This window comes from Clostridium sp. CM028, from assembly GCF_030585565.1.
Lineage (GTDB): Bacteria > Bacillota > Clostridia > Clostridiales > Clostridiaceae > Clostridium_AD > Clostridium_AD estertheticum_B.
The window spans coordinates 2,167,528-2,188,011 of the sequence record NZ_CP077766.1; the positions used below are offsets into that span (position 1 = coordinate 2,167,528).

Here is a 20,484-nt window from a genome sequence, read left to right on the forward strand (position 1 = left end):
TTATTTAGCGACCTCTCACACCACCGTGCATACCGTTCGGTACACGGCTGTTCAATAGAAATTAATGTTTTAATAAATATGTCTCAGATATAGAAACTAATCCTATATTTTTAAGGTATTTATTGGTCAATGTTTTGTTTAATATAGGGCTATTGGATGTTCTCCAATAGCCTTTCCTTGTATTTGCATATTGCAAAGCTTTATTGTTTGGTATTCCTAATTTAACAAGGTTCCCATATTTTGTTTTAATCTTTTTCCATTGTTTCCAAAAACACATTCTAATTCTTCGCCTTAACCATTCATCAAGTGTTTTAAGAATACTTTTAATGTCTGCAATAGCAAAATAATTTATCCATCCAACTATCACTTGCTTAAGTTTCATAAACCTATATTTCATGCTCATCGCATTACTTCTTGAAGTTAATTCTTTTAGCTTTGCTTTGAATTTGATTATAGGTTTTTGAGGAACTCTCATTCTGTATTCACCTTTTGCTCGGTAAAATGAAAATCCTAAAAATTTAAGTTTCCAAGGTCTATCTACTGTACTCTTTTCTTTATTCACTCTAAGCTTTAACTTTTCCTCAATAAATCTCGTAATACTCTTCATTACTCTATTTGCTGATTTCTCACTTTTGACGTATATATTCGCATCATCAGCATATCTACAAAAGTTTAGTCCTCGTTTTGTTAGTTCTACATCGAGTTCATGTAACATTACGTTACTTAATAATGGGGACAAAGGCCCGCCTTGAGGTGCTCCTTCTTCTGTATTCATAAATACCCCATTTATCATCACTCCACTTTGTAGATACTTTCGTATCAGAGAAATTACTCTACTATCTTTAATATCTTCCGATAGTATCCTTATTAATTTATCATGATTTATCGTATCAAAGTATTTAGAAAGGTCTATATTCACCGTCCATGTATGTCCAGCATTAATATATCCCCTACATTTTTCAACAGCTTGTTTTCCACTTCTTAAAGGTCTAAAACCGTAACTATTATCAGAAAATTTCTTTTCATATACTGGTATTAGAGTTTGTGATATCGCTTGTTGAATAACTCTATCTAATACAGTAGGTATTCCAAGTAGCCTAATTCCACCGTCAGGTTTTGGTATTTCTACCCTTCTTACGGCTAGAGGTCTATATCTACTTTCTAATAATGATTGCCTTAATTCTTGTCCATGCTCTTTTAGATAATGTAGAAGTTCATCTACTGTCAAACCATCAATCCCATGACTTCCTTTATTGGCTTTTACTCTTTTATATGCTTTATTCATATTATCTCTCGATAATATCTGCTCGAGTAAACCATTATCATATTCATTCACATCGTTTCTTCCTTCTTCTGACATAGAGGAAATACTATGCACTTCTACATTACCTTCGAGTTCCACTCTATTCTCTCGTAGAGAGCCTTCTTTATGAAGTTGTCTGCTTTTATCATATTTTCTCGTATCCTTCAAAATTCCAAAACCTCCTATTGTTCAGTCCTTCCCACGCTAACGCGTTTTGCATGGTACTATGACGTCTGCTGACTTCTGATAGTTCAGCCATACATCACTGTATGGGTTGTTATTTCTAAATTCATATCCACAACTTACCTATCAGATCTCCCCGGGTAAGAACGCAATCTTTCACTCCATCTATCTGCTACATTTACACCACTTGTTTCGAATAGTTTTGGGCTTCGTTTTGTATTGCAAACTTACCCACAAGCATATGCCTTATATGTAGTTTCTGTTCGTCAGACCGGAGTTTGGCCGCCAACTTCCTTCAGATTCCATCTCACGATGGACACCCTTGTCTTAAGCTATGCACTTGGCACTATTAACCCGTGCTAGGGACTTTCACCCATTAGATTGCGCCCATGCCGGGCGCACAATAAAAGCAGTATAGAATTATCTTCTATACTGCTTTACAATGCTTATTAAATCATCTCCTGCGGAGCTGGATTAATGACTTTCCTTCTAAACTGTCATTAAACTTCTGTTTCTTCAGTTGGTTTATCAAATTCTAACTCAACTTTTTTGTTTTCTAAATTAGCTTTTCTATTATCTAATGTATTAAGATTTATAGGATGAGTAACCATATCTTCAGTTGTACTCATTATAAATCTATTCAAATAAATTTTTCCTTCAGGAGTGTTTGCTACAGCATAAGGTTCTGTATCTTTCTTAAAGAGAACCCATGTATAACTATTATTAACCACTCTGCTTAAATCTTCTTTATCGATTATAGTCCTAGATTTTTCTTTACCATATCTATCTCTTAATATTATAGCAACAGTTTCTTCATCTAATTCTTCATAATCGTTAATTGTATTTTGATTATATACTTCTAAGTTGCATTTTCTATTATCTAGAGTGTCTCCATTGATATGTCTTACAGGTGCTTTTGGATGAACATCTAATATGAATGACTGCAAACTCTGTTTTCTTCTATATTTCTTTTCTTCGATATAATAACTGCCTAGATTCTGCGCTAAGAAATTATTAAAATCTTTATTCCACTCTGCAAACCAACGACCTTTTTCTAATACCTTTTGTAAATCTTCAGTATCTATTTTACAATCAATAGTTGTTCCATCTTTTTTAACTATTTTTAAAAATGTAATATTTTCTAGCGTCTGATATTTGTTTGATTTAATTTCTACTTTAGTAGTTTCTTTTTTATTTTCATTTTCGTTTTTTATGATAGGACACCTCTTTCTTCTATTTAGGCATCTTCAAAAAAATAACCAGTCAGCACGCTAGTCTATTTTTTTCATATGCCTTGTAAGGGATTTAAAATTATATATAACTTTAATATTTCCCTAATTTTTTAATAACAATTCAATTTTCTCTAGAACACACATGTTTATTTTTCTACATTATTTTAATTATATCATATTTATCAGAGTAGTGGCTCTTAATTTTACGATAAACTTAAACTTTTTTTTAAAACTGCCAATATACGTGCAAAAAAATTATAATGGTATTTTTTCTAGCTACCAGTTCCAGGTATAGGAACCTCCCCTTGTAGGAACAGTATAAGATTGACTGTTGCCACCTCCCCAGGTTACGTTTCCATCACCATCTTTCATAATTGCTTTAAATTGATAGTCACGGCCTTCACCAAGATATGTGGTTCCTGTATACCTTCCATTGCTATTAGTAAGTGGCAAAGGATATACGCCTGTAGTCCAGTTAGATAATTCCCATCTACTCCCTGATAAGTATACATTTTGACCACTGCCTGGATTAACGTTGTTCACTGTAAAAGTTACAGGAACTGGCTTCATAACTAAAGTATCTGCAAAGGGAGCCATTTCAGAAGTAGCTGTTCCATTGCGGTTAACAACATTTGCAAATCTCAAAAGTGTAAATCCAGAGAAATTATAATTAAATAGCATTTCAGCAGCATTTTGATACGCTTGATTATTATTAGAAATAGCTAGTGCATTCTCTCCAAAGTGTCTTATACCTTTCGATGTAGCCAAATTGGCAACATTTATAACGAGACTTTTAGGAGCTGAATAGCTTGGACTAACATATGCGTTTGAATCATCCATCTCAAGACATGTAAATGTTAAATCTACATTTGATGTCTTAAACTGGTCGAGTAAAGTACTATACTTATAATAACCTGCACCGTACTCCGCAGCATGTGGCATAGTAGGACTATTCATTAGCCAGTGTATACCTGCTATTTTTGCTCCTATTCTAACATCAAAAACTGAATCAAAACTGTTATGCGCTATAGCCGTTATATTCGACAAGTGTTTTGCAAGTACACTTTGATACCAAGTTAAAAAGTCATTACCATAAGTTAACTTATAACCCTTTTCAAAAAAATTATCCCCATCTGTTGGAGGCATAATTTGTGTAAAGCTTGTTAGACTTGCATTCCATGCACTATTAACTGCCGAAATAGTGCCGTATTTAGTTTTCATCGTATTTTGAAAATCTGTTTTTGCTGTTGTGCTGTAGCATTGTAGAGATCCACGACCTGGATATGACCAACCTAATGATGGATTGTAAGAAGGAAATCTTAATTCACCTGATGGACCACCAGAAAGGTAAACTTTAGCTATAATATCTTTATAGCTGCTGAAGTTTTCAGCAAAAGACGCATAAAGTTCATTGTACTGTTTATCTGTACCAGACCACCATGGACTAAGAGATTCCTTATCATAATTTCCTTTTTCATCCTTAAACTGCATATTCTCAGCACTATCTTTATTCCATAACCATGTAGGTAAAGGTATATTTACTGAATTCCCCACAGAACCACCGCATTGGTGAGTGGACATAATAGGCACCCACTTTAATCCTGCAGCACGAACAGTATCTGCATAAGTCTTGTAGTAACTCCAGTCAAACTGATTGTCACCCGCACTTTCAACATCTCCCCACCACACATCTGTGGTAAGGGCATAGACTCCATTGTTCTTAATGGTTATTAATTGATTTTTGAACGCATTCCAATCTGTTACTTTTTCCAATGGAGCCATTACAAATGACTTGTAGTCAGATTGTATAGTTGATGCATACGTTTTAAATGAAAAAGATAGCATTAAATTAAGAGCTATCACTAAAGATAAAGCAAAGCTACCATATCTTTTTAATGTTTTATTAACATACCTCATAAATTCTCCCCCTTCATATTTTTTGATAATGTTAACACTATCTGTTTATTTATATAACTCCTTGCAATAGCAAGGGGTTAAGCTAACTTATACTGAAGTCAAAGGGGTCCATCAATACCTATTGCACTCGTTTTCATGATAAAATACAAGCGACAATAGATATATATTCCCTATAATTTAATAAACGATATACTTTGAATAATATGTATATCGTTACATTTTCTTACTTAATTCTAATTATATATGAAAATACAACAATATTCAATCGAAAATATGTTTTACGGCAACATTCTTATAAAAAATCTATCAAATAGAAATTTTAAACAAACCCTATATTATAAATATTTTCTTTTCCTTTTGGTTAAACTTCTTAGTAGATACACTAAGGAGGAGATATAATGTCAAAAATCAATTGTAGCGTTTCAAATTGCTCCCATAATGACAAAAACACATGTTATGCTAACATAATAAATGTTGGTGGAAAAAGTGCTAAAAAAGATTCTGATACTTGTTGTGCTACTTTTTTAGATAGTATTGTCTATAGTTCTCTTACAAATATCATTAATTCCAATAGCAATGGATGCGACGTAATTGCTTGTAATGTATGTACTTGCACCTATAACTCTAATCAGCTCTGTAATGCTAAATCTATAGACGTTAGTGGCGAAAATGTTAATCTCTATTCAGAAACAGATTGTTTGACTTTTAAAACCACCTAATTGAGTTTTTTCATAAAAAACAAAGGGTACCTTAATATTTCTACTAAGGTACCCTTTCTAACTATTCCTTAATTCTATTACCTCTTTCTCTGTTAGGTAACGCCACATGCCAATATCTGTCTCATCAATTTTTATATTAATAATTCGAACTCGTTCTAATCTTACAACTGTATATCCAAAAGTTTTGCTCATTCTGCGAATTTGCTTATTTAGTCCTTGTGTTAAAATAATACGAAAAGTATCATCGCTAACTGCGATAACTTTGCAATGTCTTGTTTTAACTCCACAAATTTGAACACCTTCAGACATTGCTTTGAGAAAAGATTCATCAAAATGCTTATTCACAGTTACTATATACTCTTTCTCATGTTCATTTTCAGATTCTAAAATATTATTTGCCAAATCACCATCATTAGTCATAAGTATTAACCCTTGAGATGCCTTATCTAATCTTCCAACTGGAAATATGTATTCTGGATAGTTCATGAAATTAATTATATTGTTTTCTACTGTTTTTTCTGCAGTACATGTAATCCCGACGGGTTTATTTAGCGCAATATAAATCTTCTCTCTCACTACAATATTCTCATTATCAAGAAGAATGTTATCCTCTTTTTCTACCCACTGCCCGGTGGTGCAAAGCTTCCCATTTACCATTATCCTTTTTTCATCTATAAGCCTATTAACATCAGTTCTTGAGCAAATACCATAATTGCTAAGCAGTTTATTTATTCTCATAATAAATCTTTATCCTTTCACTAGTCATCTAAACTACTTTAATCTCTTTGTATCATTATACCAAATATAACTCATGAGCAAGTTGCTCATGAGTTATTTGTTGTTAATTATTTTATTTCCCCATTTTTCCAATGATCGCTTCAGCGAACTCGCGAGTCCCAGTATTTCCACCTAAATCACAAGTTAAATGTTTGCCTTCTTTTAAAACATCATCCACAGCTTTCTCTATTTTATTTGCCGCTTCTACTTCTCCTATAAATCTTAGCATCATAACACCTGATAGAATACACGCAGTAGGATTTGCTAAGTTTAAGCCAGCTATATCTGGAGCAGATCCATGAGCTGGCTCAAAAACCGCACCTTCTTCTCCAATATTTGCACCTGGAACTAGTCCTAGCCCACCAATTAACCCCGCTGCCATATCTGATAATATATCTCCGTATAGGTTAGGCATTACAAGCACATCATATTTTTCTGGGTTCATTACAAGCTTCATGCTCATCGCATCTACTATAACATCTCCAAAGCCTATATCTTTGTGCATGGTCGCTATGTTTCTTGCACATCTTAAGAACAATCCATCGGAAAGTTTCATAATGTTTGCTTTATGAACAGCTATTACTTGTTTTCTATTCTGCTCTTTTGCCAATTTAAAAGCATATTCTACTATTCTATCACTAGCTTTCTTGCTTATTACCTTTATGCTCTCAGCAATATCCTCTGTAATCATATGTTCTATTCCTGCATATAAATCTTCACTGTTTTCTCTTACTATTATTAGATCTACATCTTCAAACCTTGATGGAACCCCCTCATGTGTTTTTATAGGCCTTATATTAGCATAAAGATTTAATTCCTGTCTTAATGTAACATTAACACTTTTAAACCCCTTACCAATCGGTGTAGTTACAGGCCCTTTAAGTGCAACTTTATTCTTTTTAATGCTTTCTAAAACGTAGGAAGGCATAGGAGTATTAAATTCCTCTATAACCGCGGCTCCCATACGCACCGTTTCCCAATTAATTGTGACTCCACTTTTTTCTATTACTTTAACTGCAGCAGAAGTTACTTCCGGCCCAATTCCATCACCAGGTATAAGTGTAATATTATGTTCCATACTTCTAAACCCCTCCCTTTTTCTTGTTTTTTATAAGATTTATTAATCCACCATATATAAGCATCTCTTTTTCTCTTTGAGTTACTTCAGGTAGAGTTTTATACTCAGATCCTTTTGTTATATTTTTTACAATAACTATGCCTTTTTTCATTTGATCTACGGCACCTTCTATTATTAATTCATCCATAATAGCTATATCTTCATAATCTTTAATGTCTTCAAATACCAATGGGATTATAGCATTGTTAATCAAATTAGCCTTATGAATTCTTGCAAAAGATTTCGAGATAACGGCCTTAATACCTAAGTAAAGAGGTGCCAATGCCGCATGTTCACGACTGGAGCCTTGCCCATAATTTGATCCGGCAACTATGATTCCACCACTATTCTCCTTAGCCTTAGCTGGAAATTTCTCATCACACGGAGTTAAACAAAATTCTGATAAATAAGGTATATTAGATCTAAATGGAAGTAATTTTGCATTAGATGGCATTATATCATCCGTTGTAATATTATCTTCTAATTTAGTTAAAACTTTTCCTACCACATTTCCCTTTAATTCTTCCGCTTTAGGGAATGGCTTTATATTCGGTCCTCTTTTCACTTCTATATTTTTACCATCCTCTGCTGGGTTTATTATTAAATTATCATTAATCAAGAATTTTTCTGGCATGGGCACTTTAATTGCTTCACCGAGCTCTCTTGGATCCGTTATATATCCTGTAAGTGCCGATGCAACAGCCACTTCTGGACTTACAATATAAACATTCGCAGACACCGTTCCAGATCTACCTTTAAAGTTTCTATTAAAGGTTCTAAGTGATACTGCTCCAGTTGAAGGCGCTTGTCCCATTCCTATACATGGACCACATGCACTCTCTAAAATTCTTGCACCAGCATCAATCATATCTCCGAGTCCACCATTTTTGGAAAGCATATTTAGAACCTGTTTTGAGCCTGGTGCAATAGCAAGTGACACTTCATCAGGTATGGTTTTTCCTAGAAGTATTTTCGACACCTTCATCATATCAACATAAGAAGAATTAGTGCAGCTTCCTATTAACACCTGGTCTACCTTTATGTCTTTTAAAGATGATGCAGAGACTACCCTATCCGGACTATGAGGACAAGCAACAAGAGGCTCAATTTTACTTAAATCTATTTCAACTATCTCATCATATACTGCACCATCATCTGCTTTAAGTTCCACATAATCTTTTTCTCTACCTTGTGCTTTTAAGAATTCATGTGTAATCTCATCACTCGGAAAGATTGAAGTTGTGGCTCCAAGCTCTGCGCCCATATTAGTAATTGTTGCTCTTTCTGGTACGCTTAGATTTTTCAGCCCGGAGCCAGCATATTCAAATATTCTATTAACTCCGCCCTTAACCGTTAAGAGTCTTAATAATTCTAATATAATATCTTTAGCTGAAACCCAAGGGTTAAGCTTTCCTAATAAATCCACCTTTACAATTTTAGGCATTGTTATATAATATTCTCCACCGCCCATAGCAACCGCAACATCTAATCCTCCTGCACCTATAGCAAGCATCCCTATTCCCCCACTAGTGGGAGTATGACTATCCGAGCCAAGTAAAGTTTCACCTGGAACTCCGAATCTTTCTAAATGAACTTGGTGGCAAATACCATTGCCAGGTTTAGAAAAATATATGCCATGTTTTTTAGCAACAGTTTGTATATATAAATGATCATCTGCATTTTCAGGCCCGGTTTGCAAAATATTATGGTCTATATATGCAACTGATTTTTTGGTTAATACTTTATCAATTCCCATAGCCTCAAATTGAAGATAAGCCATTGTACCTGTAGAATCTTGTGTTAACGTTTGATCTATTTCAATTGCGATTTCACGTTCGAAAATCATTTCACCCTTAACTAAATGAGCCTTAATTATTTTTTGTGCAACAGTAAATGCCATGATATCCCTCCATTTTTCATTTATAAATAGAATTTACAATGTCTAACTTATATTAACAAGCTGCAGTCTTTTGTGACTTTACACTTAGCTGTGGAATAATCTCTTTTGCAATTAATTCAAGCTCTTCACTTTTCATTACAGTATTTCTTCCAGTTTCATATTGCTTATCAACCCATTCTTTTATAACATTAATTCCCTCATCTTTTTTACTTATCTTGTCTGTTCCCCTTAATCTAAAGTAAGTATTAACCCAAGCTGCTATACCTGCGTGTCCTGAATGTTCATTAACTGCTACAACAATTGGCCTGCCTAATATTTTCTCAGTATCAAAAATATTATATATTTCTTCATCTTTTAATATTCCATCCGCATGTATGCCAGCTCTCGTAACATTGAACTCACTCCCTACAAATGGTGTTCTAGGTGGAATACTATATTTAAACTCACCTTCAAAGTATTTGCCAATTTCACTTATCAATTTAAGATTCATATCTTTTACATTTCCTCTTAGTTGACCATATTCTATAATCATAGCCTCAAGTGGACAGTTACCTGTTCTCTCACCAATACCAAAAAGCGACGTATTTATAGCTGCACATCCATGAGTCCATGCTGTAGTAGCATTGGTCACTACATTATAAAAATCATTATGTCCATGCCATTCAATACACTCAGGCGGAACTCCTGCATAAATTCTTAATCCATGTATGATGTTTTGTACACTCCTTGGTAACTCGGTTCTCGAGTAAGGTAACCCAAGGCCTAATGTATCACATGCTCTAATCTTTATCTTGATACCCGATTTCTTAGAAAGTTCCATAAGTTTTTGTGCTAGTGGCACCACAAATCCAAAGAAATCAGCTCTAGTTATATCTTCGAAATGACATCTTGGAGTTATGCCATTTTCTAATGCTTCTTCTACCAATGAGATGTACAAATCCAGGGCCTGCTGTCTTGTTTTATTCAATTTTTTGAATATATGATAATCAGAACAAGACATAAGTATTCCCGTTTCTTTGAGCCCCATGTCCTTCACTAGCTTAAGATCTTCCTTGTTGGCTCTTATCCACGAAGTTACCTCTGGAAATTTATATCCTCTTTCTAAACACTTTTCAACCGCTCTTCTGTCTTTTTCGGTATATAAAAAAAACTCCGTTTGTCTTATTATCCCTGAATTATTATCAAGTTTATGTAGGTAATCAAATATTTTAATTATTTGTTTATCAGTATAGGTATCCATTGCCTGTTGCCCATCTCTAAAAGTAGTATCCGTAATCCAAATATCTTCAGGTATAAACATTGGAATCTGTTCATTATTAAAAACCATTTTTGGAATTTCTGAGTATGGAAATATTTCTTTAAATAACCTAGGTTGTTCTTCATTACTTGCCTTAAAATTATTTATTACCCTCTTATGGGAATCATTGTAATTTGTTATCTTCATCTCTTTCATTTATTTTCCTCCTTGCTGTATACCCTATCTCTATTTATAGAATATACATATTTGAATTTTATATGCATTAAACTTTCAATTTATTTATTATTATATAGCCTAAACGCAATTTTGTAAAGATATTCTGCAATTTCTTATAATTAATCCGTCATTTTTTTTGTTCATATCAATATTTCCCTATACCCTTAAGTAATAATTGTATCTTTCTTTAAAGTAATAAAATGCACAAAATCCTCCATTATAAAGATAATTATCTTTATAATGGAGGATTTTGTTTTGTGGCCTAATATTATATTTCTATAGATTCTTTGTATATATCTAGCTTATTTCCTGGTTTATTTTGATTAAGCCATCTGTAGGCAACAATTAAAATTATGCTTCCTACAATAAAAGCTGTACCATGAATTAATGTAGCATACTTTCCGCTTATTAATTGGAAGGCTCCTGAAATTGAGATCGCCGTAGAATTATTTATAAAGTGTGCAAATATACTTAAATAAATTGAACCTGTATTCAAATATATAGATCCAATAATTAATCCTAGCAAAAATGCATTTATGCCCTGAGGAATATTCATATGCATCAACGCAAAAAATAAGGCTGATACTATAAGTGCCAATGTTGGATTTATTTTGTTAGCCATACCCCTTAGCAATATCCCTCTAAAAACAATTTCTTCATATATAGGTGCTATAACAACAGCACTAAGTATCATTATAATAGGTGACATCGCCAGCTCCTCAAATGCTTGATTTATAAAATCAGGCATAGGTATCTTATTAACCCAGTAAATTAAACTATTATCATATACTATACGAAAGCCTATAATTATTAAAGCAACATAAATAAAATTCTTTCTATTAAACCTTTTTTTATGAATTTTTTCACAGGAATTTTTACTATGCCACTTTAATAAAAGAGTAATAATGAAATATTTAACTAACACTCCTGTAACAAATTTCAAATAGGGGGCTACTTTTGTAAAACGTTTAAAAAATAAATTTAAAATTTCTATGGGTATTTGACCTAATATCTCCAATAAAATTGCTGTAAGCATTACAAGAAAAGCTTTAATTATAGTCATTTGTTTAACAGTTATCGCTTGATTTTCTATATTTTTTAAAAATTTCATATTATAACACCCTCTAACTTATTATATTTTAACATAGTTGCAGTTTATACCATCCTAAGTATACTATATATGTGTTTAACTGTCGTTAAATTACATATATTATATTACTTACCAAATTGGTTATTTTAATAAAGGTGTATATTACATTAAATATATATTATATAGATGAAAAAAGTTATCCACATTGTTTTCCGAAAGCTGTTTCCTATATAATCAAAAAATAACAAGCCAGAAGGTGGCTTGTTATTTTTTTGAAGATGACTTACTTTAAATTCGGACTATCTACTCTGTAATAGACTTTAAACATTTCCACCTTATTATTATGCTAAGATTTCCTTCTACTAGTTCCACTGAAATTTCATGCCCCATTTGTTCAACTAGTTGTTTTGTTATAGCAAGTCCAATCCCTGTACTTTTCCCTGTTCTTGCTCTATCTGCTGTAAAAAATCGTTCAAATAAACGCTTCGCATCTTCATCACTTAAATTTTGGGCAGCATTTTGAAATATTGTAACAATGTAATCATTACTGCGTTTTAAAGAGATGGCTGCATATCCTTCACCATATTTAATAATGTTTTGTATTAGATTTGAAAACACTCTCTTTACTTCAACTTCATCTCCTATAATAAAATAAGGTTTTTCTTCTATATCAATTTTAGGTTCCACTTCGCAATTTAAAAAATCATTATAAAATGAAGCCACGCATTCACACAATATATTATTTAAGTTTAATGATTTCATATCAAATTTATATTCATTACCTTCTAGTCTTGATAAATCATAAAAACTAGTTATTAAGGATTCTAAGGATTTTGTTCTGTTTTTTACTATATCTATATATTTCTTATTTTCATCTTCAGATAAACTATTATTATCAATTAATTGCATATACCCCATTATCGAAGTTAATGGAGTCCTTAAATCATGAGATATATTTGAAATAGCTTTTCTAAGCTCTAAATCCATCTTTTTATATTTAGCTTCTGACTTTTGTTTTTCTTCTAGGTTTTTGTTTATTCCCAAAGCTAACCCATGTAATTGCTTATTATCATAAGATAATAGTATTTTTGAACTAGTCTTAGTCTTATTAATTTTGTTTAATTGATTGTTTATACTTTTAATTTCACTATATAGGAAAACATAAAGGGTAACAGATATGACTACCGCAGCTAGTAATAAAATTATTATTATTCTTTGCATAAATATCACCCCTTCCTCTAATATCTAAAATATATTATCCGTATGCTACTCTAATTTATTTAACGACATTTCAGAAGGAAAGTCCCCCTCTTCTATAAGTAGGAGTTACTTGCCCTAATAAATAGAAAACTTCAGTGGGAATATAAATCTCCTTCTGAAGTCGATAATACAGCTTCTGTGAAGCTGTTGCAGCTCCGCAGGAGATCATTTAACTTCCTTTTTTTCAAAATACACTATAGTTATAATTGTAAATACTAATGTATAAATAACTCCCATTAAAACCGAGGATATTATAGTTTCGCTTGTTAATGATGATGTTGAAATTTCATTTATTTTTTTTGTAATAAGAATATTTTCCAGGTATTTAAACTTATCAGAAACAAAGAATGAAAGCACTCCAATAATCTTGTCTGTAAATATAAATATTCCAGAATAGACAAATGCAAAAATAGTATTATTTTTAATAATAACAGCTAAGAAAGTACATATTGCTATAGCTGCTATCCATAGAGGCGTGGCTACTAATGATTTTTGACAAAACCTTATTATAGTTATAATTAGTTCATTATTTACTCCAAATACTACAAATGCGCTCGCAAAATACAAAACTAATATAATAATTTCTGCTATAAATGCAAGGATAACGGTAGTTATAAGCTTTGATAAAATTATTTTACTTCTTGTAACTCCAAAAACCACAACATTTCTAAGCGTTTCATTTTTGTTTTCCTCCGATGTAATCATATCCACAAATCCAACTACTAGAAATATTGGCATAATAAGGGTTGACATAATGAACTTATCAAACATACTATTAATACTATCAGTGGGAATATGACAATGTACATTTAAAATCATAACATTAGCTAATATAGATAAAATACCTATAGAAGCTGTATAAGCCCAAAAATATACTCTATTAAAACTTCTATAAAGTTCAGCTTTTATATAATTAATCATGTTTATTACCCCCAATTAAATCCACAAAATACTCTTCTAAATTCACGCCACTGTTATTAATTGAAAATAGCTTAATTCCATTATTAATAAGCGCCTCTGACACAATCTCTGGGGTATCTATGTGCTGATATAATCTAATTTCATTTCTATTTAACACTTCATATTCCATAGATTCTAGCTTATTTTCTATTATAACGGTGGCTTTTGAGGTATCATCTACTTTAATTAATAAGTGCCTTCTACATTTTTCTTCTAGATTCTTTGCAGATATTTGCTCTACAAACTCGCCCTTATTAATAAAGCCATAGGTATTTGCAAGTTGAGACAGCTCACTTAATATATGGCTAGATATAATTATTGTTGTATTTCTTTCTCTATTAAATCTTAATAAGAGTTCTCTTAATTCTATTATTCCAGTAGGGTCAAGACCGTTGGTAGGTTCATCTAAGATTAGTAAGTCAGGACTTGTCATTATAGCTAGCGCGAGCCCTAATCGTTGTTTCATGCCAAGTGAAAAATTTTTGAATTTTTTCTTGCCCGCATCCTCAAGACCTACCATTTTAATTGCCTTATCCACACATTCTTTTTCTACAACGCCCCTTTGCAATCTATAGTATTCCAAATTTTTCTTTGCTGATAAATACTTGAAAAAACTTGGTGTTTCAACCATGCATCCAAGCTTTGTCCTTGAATTATTTAAACCGGCTTTTGATGTTTCATTAAAAAGTTCTATTTCTCCGCTTGTTGGTATAGATAATCCAGATATCATCCTAAGAATTGTTGTTTTTCCTGCACCGTTCTTACCTACAAGTCCGTAAATATCCCCTTGTTTTAATTCTAAATCGACATTATTTACGGCAAAGTCCTTACCATACTTTTTAGTTAATTTTTTTGTTTTTAAAATTATATCCCCCATTAAATTCCCTCCCCTTATCTTATATATTTATAATAGTACTTAAAGTATAAGAAACCTTAAGGAAATCCTTAAGAAAGTATTAAGATTTCTAGCTCATCTTATAACCAATTCCCCATACTGTATGAATATACTCACTATCTGGATCAATCTTTGCTATTTTTGAGCGAAGATTGCTTACATGAACATTTACAGTGTTATCATCACCAAAAAACTCATCATTCCATACAGTTTCAAATATATTTGCTTTAGTGAACACCTTATTGGGGTAAGACATTAACATCTCTAATATATGAAACTCTCTTGGTGTAATGTTAATATTTTCGCCTTTAACTAGTGCCTCTACTGCTTCACTATTTAAAATTAAATCTTTATACTTTAAAATATTTTCACTTTGACTTTTATTAGAAAATATCATATATCTTCTGAGTTGTGATTCAACCCTTGCTAGAATTTCATTTACATCAAAAGGCTTGGACACAAAATCATCTGCACCAAGTTTTAGTACTTCTATTTTTGTATCCTGTGCTGTCTTTGCAGATAAAACTATTATTGGCATAGTTTTAACTTTTCTTATTATTGGTATAAGTTCCTCTCCAGATATACCCGGTATCATTAAATCTAATAAGATAATGTGAAAATCACACTGCTTTATACACATTTTTGCTTCTGAACCTGAATATGCAGTTTTCACATAGTATCCATGTTTACTCAATATTCCACATAACAAATTATTTATATCTATATCATCTTCTACCACCAATACACTTATATTATCATTCATCCTACTCATCCTTTATAAATTAATTTCATACATCATCTTACATATGGAATTTTATCCATATATAGTTTAGATTTATATAATTTTAGTATACTTTTGTTTTATCAATTTGTAAAATTATTAAAGTATTTCCTTTATAATACCTATTATGGGGATCTGAATCTTGATAATTAGCGAATATAAATTGTTCACTACGTTACTAATTCAAGTAATATCTATTGGACAGTCACCTGAAAAAGGTCTGTAGTGACTAATGTTTACTTCTCATATTTTTATCATAGTTATGGTATACTATCATTTTAAGGCGGTGATAATAATGGATGTAATAAAAGGTCTGATTCTTATTGTTGATGATGAAAGTAGAATTAGACGAATGCTTAAGGACTTTCTCGTTAGTCATAAATATGAGATACTTGAGGCAAGCAATGGAAAAGAAGCGATGGAAATGTTTTATTCTAATAACAGTAAGATAGATTTAATTTTATTAGATGTAATGATGCCAATGAAGAATGGATTTGATGTACTTTCTGAAATTCGTGAAGACTCGATTACTCCAATTATTATGCTTACTGCTAAGGGGGAGGAATATGATCAATTGGCTGGATTTAAATTTGGTGCAGATGATTATATATCTAAACCTTTTTCGCCGTCATTACTTCTTGCACGACTTGAAGCTGTATTAAAAAGAACTGGTAAGCGAAAGGTCGAAAATGTTGTTATAGGCAATATATCAGTTGATAAGTTAAAAAAAGAAGTAGTTTGTGCCAATGAAAAATTAGACCTTACACCCAAAGAATATGATTTACTTTTATACTTTATTGAAAATAATGAACTAGTTTTAGCCAGAGAACAAATTTTAGATGCCGTTTGGAATTATGATTATGTAGGCGATGCAAGAACAGTTGATACACACATAAAGCAATTAAGAGCAAAACTTGTATTCAATTGCCAATATATCAAAACCGTCCATGGCGTTGGTTATCGCTTTGAGGTGAAAAATGAATAAGACAATTAAAACTAAAGTTACTATATTTGTTGGGCTAATTATTTTTTCAATTGTAATATTACAAGTAATATTCAATATATTTTTAGCAAATCCATATTTTAAGGCACAAAAAAGCAATGTAATTGAGCAACTATTTAGTCAAATCAATCAAAATTACAGTGATGATGATACAAATTTATACAATATCGTTAACCACCGCGAAGAAACTGATAATTTAAAAATTACAATTTTAGATAAATTAAATAATGTTATTTATAATAGTTATGGGGGAAATAATCCATTTCCCCCAGATGCACCTCCTCGTTTTAAAAGTGAAAAGGGTAGAGTAATATTTTCTGAAAATCCACGCGCTGAGTTGCAGGTGAACTATAGAACAAATGAAGAAAGCTTAATGCTTCACGGAATAATAAATTCTAAAAATGGAAAACGATTCATTGTAATTGAAACACCCATTTCTGGAGTTGAACAGAGCGCAAAAATTCTCGCTAAATTTAGTGTGTTTATTTCTATTTTTGCATTACTATTTGGTGGATTTGCAGCATATATATTTGCTTCGAAATTCAGTAAACCTATTAAACAAATTGATGAAGTGGCACGAAATGTGGCTATTTTGAATTTTACTAAAAAAGCAGATGAAAATTTGCCTGATGATGAAATAGGAAGGTTAGCTAAGAACATTAATATCATGTCGAATACACTTTCACAAATGATTTCAAAGCTTACAAGCGCAAATCAAGTCCTGCAGAAAGGTATTGATTACCAAAAGCAAATAGAAAAAATGAGAAGAGAATTTATTGCGAATGTTTCCCATGAGTTAAAAACCCCACTTTCATTATTATTGGGATATTCCGAAATGTTAAAAAATGATGTAGAGGGTATCGATAAAACCTTTTATTATGATGTAATTATTGATGAAAGCCAAAAAATGGATCAGCTTGTTAAGAGCTTGCTTGATATTTCAAGCATTGAAAATAATTTGGTTAAATTAAAAAAAGAAAATATTAAATTGGGAGAAGTTGCATCACTTCTTACTGCAAAAAACCATGTATTGTTTGCAAAAAAAGATATTATCTATAGTCCGCATTTTGAAAATGATTGCTGCGTTAGTGGTGATAAAATACACTTAGAGCAAGTGATGAAAAATTATATGATAAACGCAATTTCACACACAAAACCAAATAATATGGTTAAGATATCTGTTAAGAAACAACAAGAAAATGTGGTGTTTTCAATATATAACGAGGGCGTAAATATTCCTATTGAGAATATCGACAAGATATGGGACAGCTTTTATAGGACGGATCAAGCAAGAACAAGAAATGACGAAAACAATGTTGGATTAGGGCTTTACATTGTTAAAACAATTATTAACGCTCATGAAGGCGATTATGGTGTTATAAATCATGACGGTGGCGTTGAATTTTGGTTTTCTTTGAAAAGCACAAATTAATAATTTAATCTGCTTAACGCTTAGGCGTTAAGCAGATTTTTTTATTTAAGCTCACAAAAACATCACAACTGTTAAATATAATTAGAATTAAAGAAGGAGATGATTAGTCACTATGTATATTTTCAAAAATGCACTTAAAAATATTTCGAGAAATCTAGGTCGAAATATTTTAATAGGAATTATTGCGCTTGTAATCGCAGTTTCTAGCTGTGTTGCTTTATCTATTAAACAAGCAGCAAAAACTGCCCAGAATGAGGGACTAAAAGACTTATCAATTACAGCCACAATTGGAGTGGACATGACAAAAATCCAAGAACAAGCTAAGAATGACAGACAGGCATTACGTCAGCTTATGCAAAACAATCCGGCTATTACCTTAGCTGAAATGCAAAAATACTCAAATTCAAGCTATGTTAAAGATTTTAATTACTCATTAGAAAGTTCTATTTCAAAAAGTGATGGCATCGAGCCATACACTGAAACTGAGACCACGACAACCGGAGATACAAATGGATTTAAAGTTGTCACTAGTGACAAAAAAGACTTTGGAGGTATGGGGCAACAGGGTGATTTCACAATTAGGGGATATAACACAGAAAATGCGATGACATCATTTGTAAATGGTACAAATAAAATTGCATCCGGTGGAATTTTTTCATTTGATAAAGCAGATAACTCCTGCCTAATAAGTGATACACTATCAACTTTTAACAATTTAAAGGTTGGTGATAAAATAAAGTTATCAAACCCTAATTTAAGTACGGAAACATATGAACTCACCATAAAGGGCATTTATAGCACAACCGCTACAAGCGATAATAAAATGATGAGATTTTCCGCATCGCAGGATCCTGCAAATTATATTTATACAAACTACAACACACTAAAAGCAATTACTAATAACTCAGAAAATAAGGCGCAAAAATCTACTGATCAGAATGAAAACGAAACTACAACAGCTTTAAGATACCAAACTAGTGGTATATATTCTTTTTCAAATATAGAACAATTTAATAACTTTAAAACTGATGTGGTATCACTTGGACTATCCAAAGACTATACGGTTACATCAGAAGATGTAACCAATTACGAGCAAAGCTTAGTTCCACTTAAAAATTTAAACAAATTCGCAGACATATTTCTTTTACTTGTTTTTATAATCGGTGGAACGATTTTAGTTGTACTTAACATTTTCAATATTCGTGAACGTAAATATGAGGTAGGAGTATTGACTGCTATTGGAATGAAGAAAATAAAAGTTGCATTTCAGTTTGTTATAGAGCTATTTTTAGTTACTTTTGTTGCAATAATTATTGGGACATCAATTGGAGCAATAGCTTCTGTACCAATTGCAAACACATTACTTGAAAGCCAAGTAACATCAGCTCAAACACAGCAATCCACCCAAAATGAAAATTTTGGAAGACCGGGAATGGGTCAAGCTGGAGGAAGTGTTCAAATTCGAAATTCTTCAAAAAATAACGATGTCAGCTATATTAAAAATATAACAGCAGCAACTGATATTAAAGTAATATTGCAGTTAATTGGAATTGGTATATTACTTACAATAATTAGTAGTTGTGGAGCAACGATATTCATCTTACGCTATGAACCGCTTAAGATATTATCAAATAGGAATTAGGGGGAGAGGTATATGAGTATATTAAAACTTGAAAGTTTGTCTTATTCTTATGATGGTAATAATCAAAAGATTTTAAATGACATTAATTTCGAATTTGAAAAGGGCAAAATCTATGCAATTATAGGCAAATCAGGTGCAGGCAAAAGTACGCTTTTATCTGTATTATCGGGGTTAACTACTCCAACTGAAGGGAAGATTTTATATGATGGTAAGGATATTAAAAAAATAGATAAATACCAATATAGGAGCCGAATGGTGGGAGTTATATTTCAAGGATACAATTTGCTGCCTCAACTGACAGCACAGGAAAATGTGGTATTATCACTTGATGTATCTGGAAAGAAACTAGAAAATAAAAATGAAATTGCTCTAAATATGTTATCAAATTTAGAACTTGATGAAACAAAATCAAAGCGTAGAGTCCTAAAACTTTCTGGTGGTGAACAGCAAAGAGTTGCAATAGCAAGAGCATTATCATATAATCCAGATATAATTTTAGCTGATGAGCCAACAGGTAACCTTGATAAAGACACAGAAGAAGGCATAATGAAGATTTTTTTAGAACTAGCAAGGCAGCAAGACAAATGTGTAATTATCGTTACTCACTCATCAAAAGTAGCTACATTCGCTGACAAAAAAATAATGATTGCTAACGGAAAATTCGATAATAACGATGATAGCAAGCTATCTTCGCTTTAAAATCCACCCCACTGATTCCGTAGATGACTTCCATTTTAAATGAAATTAAACCCTCTTATTTAATTAAGAGGGTTTAATTTCGTATTAATATTGGCTTATA

Annotated in this window: 17 protein-coding genes; 5 read left to right on the forward strand and 12 right to left on the reverse strand. The window is 31.9% G+C overall.

Translation table 11 applies throughout. The features are described from left to right. Positions 1–61: 61 nt before the first annotated feature. From ltrA to KTC94_RS10155, 3 genes are all read right to left on the reverse strand, one after another. Entirely contained in the window at positions 62–1,471 is a 1,410-nt protein-coding gene (gene ltrA, locus KTC94_RS10145) for a group II intron reverse transcriptase/maturase (RefSeq protein WP_258280593.1), read from the reverse strand. Between the two features lie 515 nt (positions 1,472–1,986). Continuing rightward, positions 1,987–2,433: a hypothetical protein gene (locus KTC94_RS10150; protein ID WP_253198201.1), complete on the reverse strand. Its 447-nt coding sequence runs from the start codon at positions 2,431–2,433 to the stop codon at positions 1,987–1,989. Between the two features lie 561 nt (positions 2,434–2,994). After that, complete coding sequence (locus KTC94_RS10155) at positions 2,995–4,635, reverse strand: family 14 glycosylhydrolase (protein WP_220320332.1); 1,641 nt, start codon at positions 4,633–4,635, stop codon at positions 2,995–2,997. 398 nt (positions 4,636–5,033) lie between these two features. Between KTC94_RS10155 and KTC94_RS10160 the strand changes: the two genes are divergently transcribed. Further along, positions 5,034–5,354 carry a DUF1540 domain-containing protein gene (locus tag KTC94_RS10160; protein WP_216303338.1) on the forward strand — a complete coding sequence of 107 codons (321 nt, stop codon included), beginning with the start codon at positions 5,034–5,036 and terminating at the stop codon, positions 5,352–5,354. A 57-nt stretch (positions 5,355–5,411) separates the two neighbouring features. Here KTC94_RS10160 and KTC94_RS10165 read toward each other — a convergent pair whose 3' ends face one another. The 9 genes from KTC94_RS10165 to KTC94_RS10205 form a co-directional block, all read right to left on the reverse strand. After that, on the reverse strand, positions 5,412–6,092 hold the full coding sequence (locus tag KTC94_RS10165; RefSeq protein ID WP_216303337.1) for a pseudouridine synthase: 681 nt from the start codon (positions 6,090–6,092) through the stop codon (positions 5,412–5,414). A gap of 112 nt (positions 6,093–6,204) precedes the next feature. Continuing rightward, positions 6,205–7,209 (reverse strand): isocitrate/isopropylmalate dehydrogenase family protein, encoded by a 1,005-nt coding sequence (locus KTC94_RS10170; RefSeq protein WP_220320331.1) that lies wholly within the window; start codon positions 7,207–7,209, stop codon positions 6,205–6,207. A gap of 4 nt (positions 7,210–7,213) precedes the next feature. After that, positions 7,214–9,148, reverse strand: a complete 1,935-nt coding sequence (locus tag KTC94_RS10175; RefSeq protein WP_220320330.1) for an aconitate hydratase — start codon at positions 9,146–9,148, stop codon at positions 7,214–7,216. 52 nt (positions 9,149–9,200) lie between these two features. Further along, entirely contained in the window at positions 9,201–10,592 is a 1,392-nt protein-coding gene (locus tag KTC94_RS10180) for a 2-isopropylmalate synthase (RefSeq protein WP_220286930.1), read from the reverse strand. A 298-nt stretch (positions 10,593–10,890) separates the two neighbouring features. After that, the gene (locus KTC94_RS10185; protein WP_216303334.1) at positions 10,891–11,733 is read right to left on the reverse strand and encodes a CPBP family intramembrane glutamic endopeptidase; all 843 of its coding nucleotides are present in this window, start codon (positions 11,731–11,733) and stop codon (positions 10,891–10,893) included. Between the two features lie 282 nt (positions 11,734–12,015). Further along, positions 12,016–12,933 (reverse strand): HAMP domain-containing sensor histidine kinase, encoded by a 918-nt coding sequence (locus tag KTC94_RS10190; protein ID WP_220320329.1) that lies wholly within the window; start codon positions 12,931–12,933, stop codon positions 12,016–12,018. Between the two features lie 204 nt (positions 12,934–13,137). Continuing rightward, positions 13,138–13,893, reverse strand: coding sequence for an ABC transporter permease (locus KTC94_RS10195; RefSeq protein ID WP_220320328.1), 756 nt, complete (start codon positions 13,891–13,893; stop codon positions 13,138–13,140). Beyond that, entirely contained in the window at positions 13,886–14,809 is a 924-nt protein-coding gene (locus KTC94_RS10200; RefSeq protein WP_216303331.1) for an ABC transporter ATP-binding protein, read from the reverse strand. The genes KTC94_RS10195 and KTC94_RS10200 overlap by 8 nt, the downstream gene beginning before the upstream one ends. Before the next feature lie 88 nt (positions 14,810–14,897). Beyond that, positions 14,898–15,590, reverse strand: a complete 693-nt coding sequence (locus KTC94_RS10205) for a response regulator transcription factor (protein ID WP_220320327.1) — start codon at positions 15,588–15,590, stop codon at positions 14,898–14,900. Between the two features lie 313 nt (positions 15,591–15,903). Between KTC94_RS10205 and KTC94_RS10210 the strand changes: the two genes are divergently transcribed. From KTC94_RS10210 to KTC94_RS10225, 4 genes are all read left to right on the forward strand, one after another. Continuing rightward, on the forward strand, positions 15,904–16,593 hold the full coding sequence (locus tag KTC94_RS10210; RefSeq protein ID WP_216303329.1) for a response regulator transcription factor: 690 nt from the start codon (positions 15,904–15,906) through the stop codon (positions 16,591–16,593). After that, positions 16,586–18,043 carry a cell wall metabolism sensor histidine kinase WalK gene (locus KTC94_RS10215; protein WP_216303328.1) on the forward strand — a complete coding sequence of 486 codons (1,458 nt, stop codon included), beginning with the start codon at positions 16,586–16,588 and terminating at the stop codon, positions 18,041–18,043. The genes KTC94_RS10210 and KTC94_RS10215 overlap by 8 nt, the downstream gene beginning before the upstream one ends. Before the next feature lie 112 nt (positions 18,044–18,155). Beyond that, positions 18,156–19,685, forward strand: coding sequence for an ABC transporter permease (locus KTC94_RS10220; RefSeq protein WP_220320326.1), 1,530 nt, complete (start codon positions 18,156–18,158; stop codon positions 19,683–19,685). 12 nt (positions 19,686–19,697) lie between these two features. Continuing rightward, positions 19,698–20,384: an ABC transporter ATP-binding protein gene (locus KTC94_RS10225; RefSeq protein ID WP_216303326.1), complete on the forward strand. Its 687-nt coding sequence runs from the start codon at positions 19,698–19,700 to the stop codon at positions 20,382–20,384. Positions 20,385–20,484 lie beyond the last annotated feature (100 nt).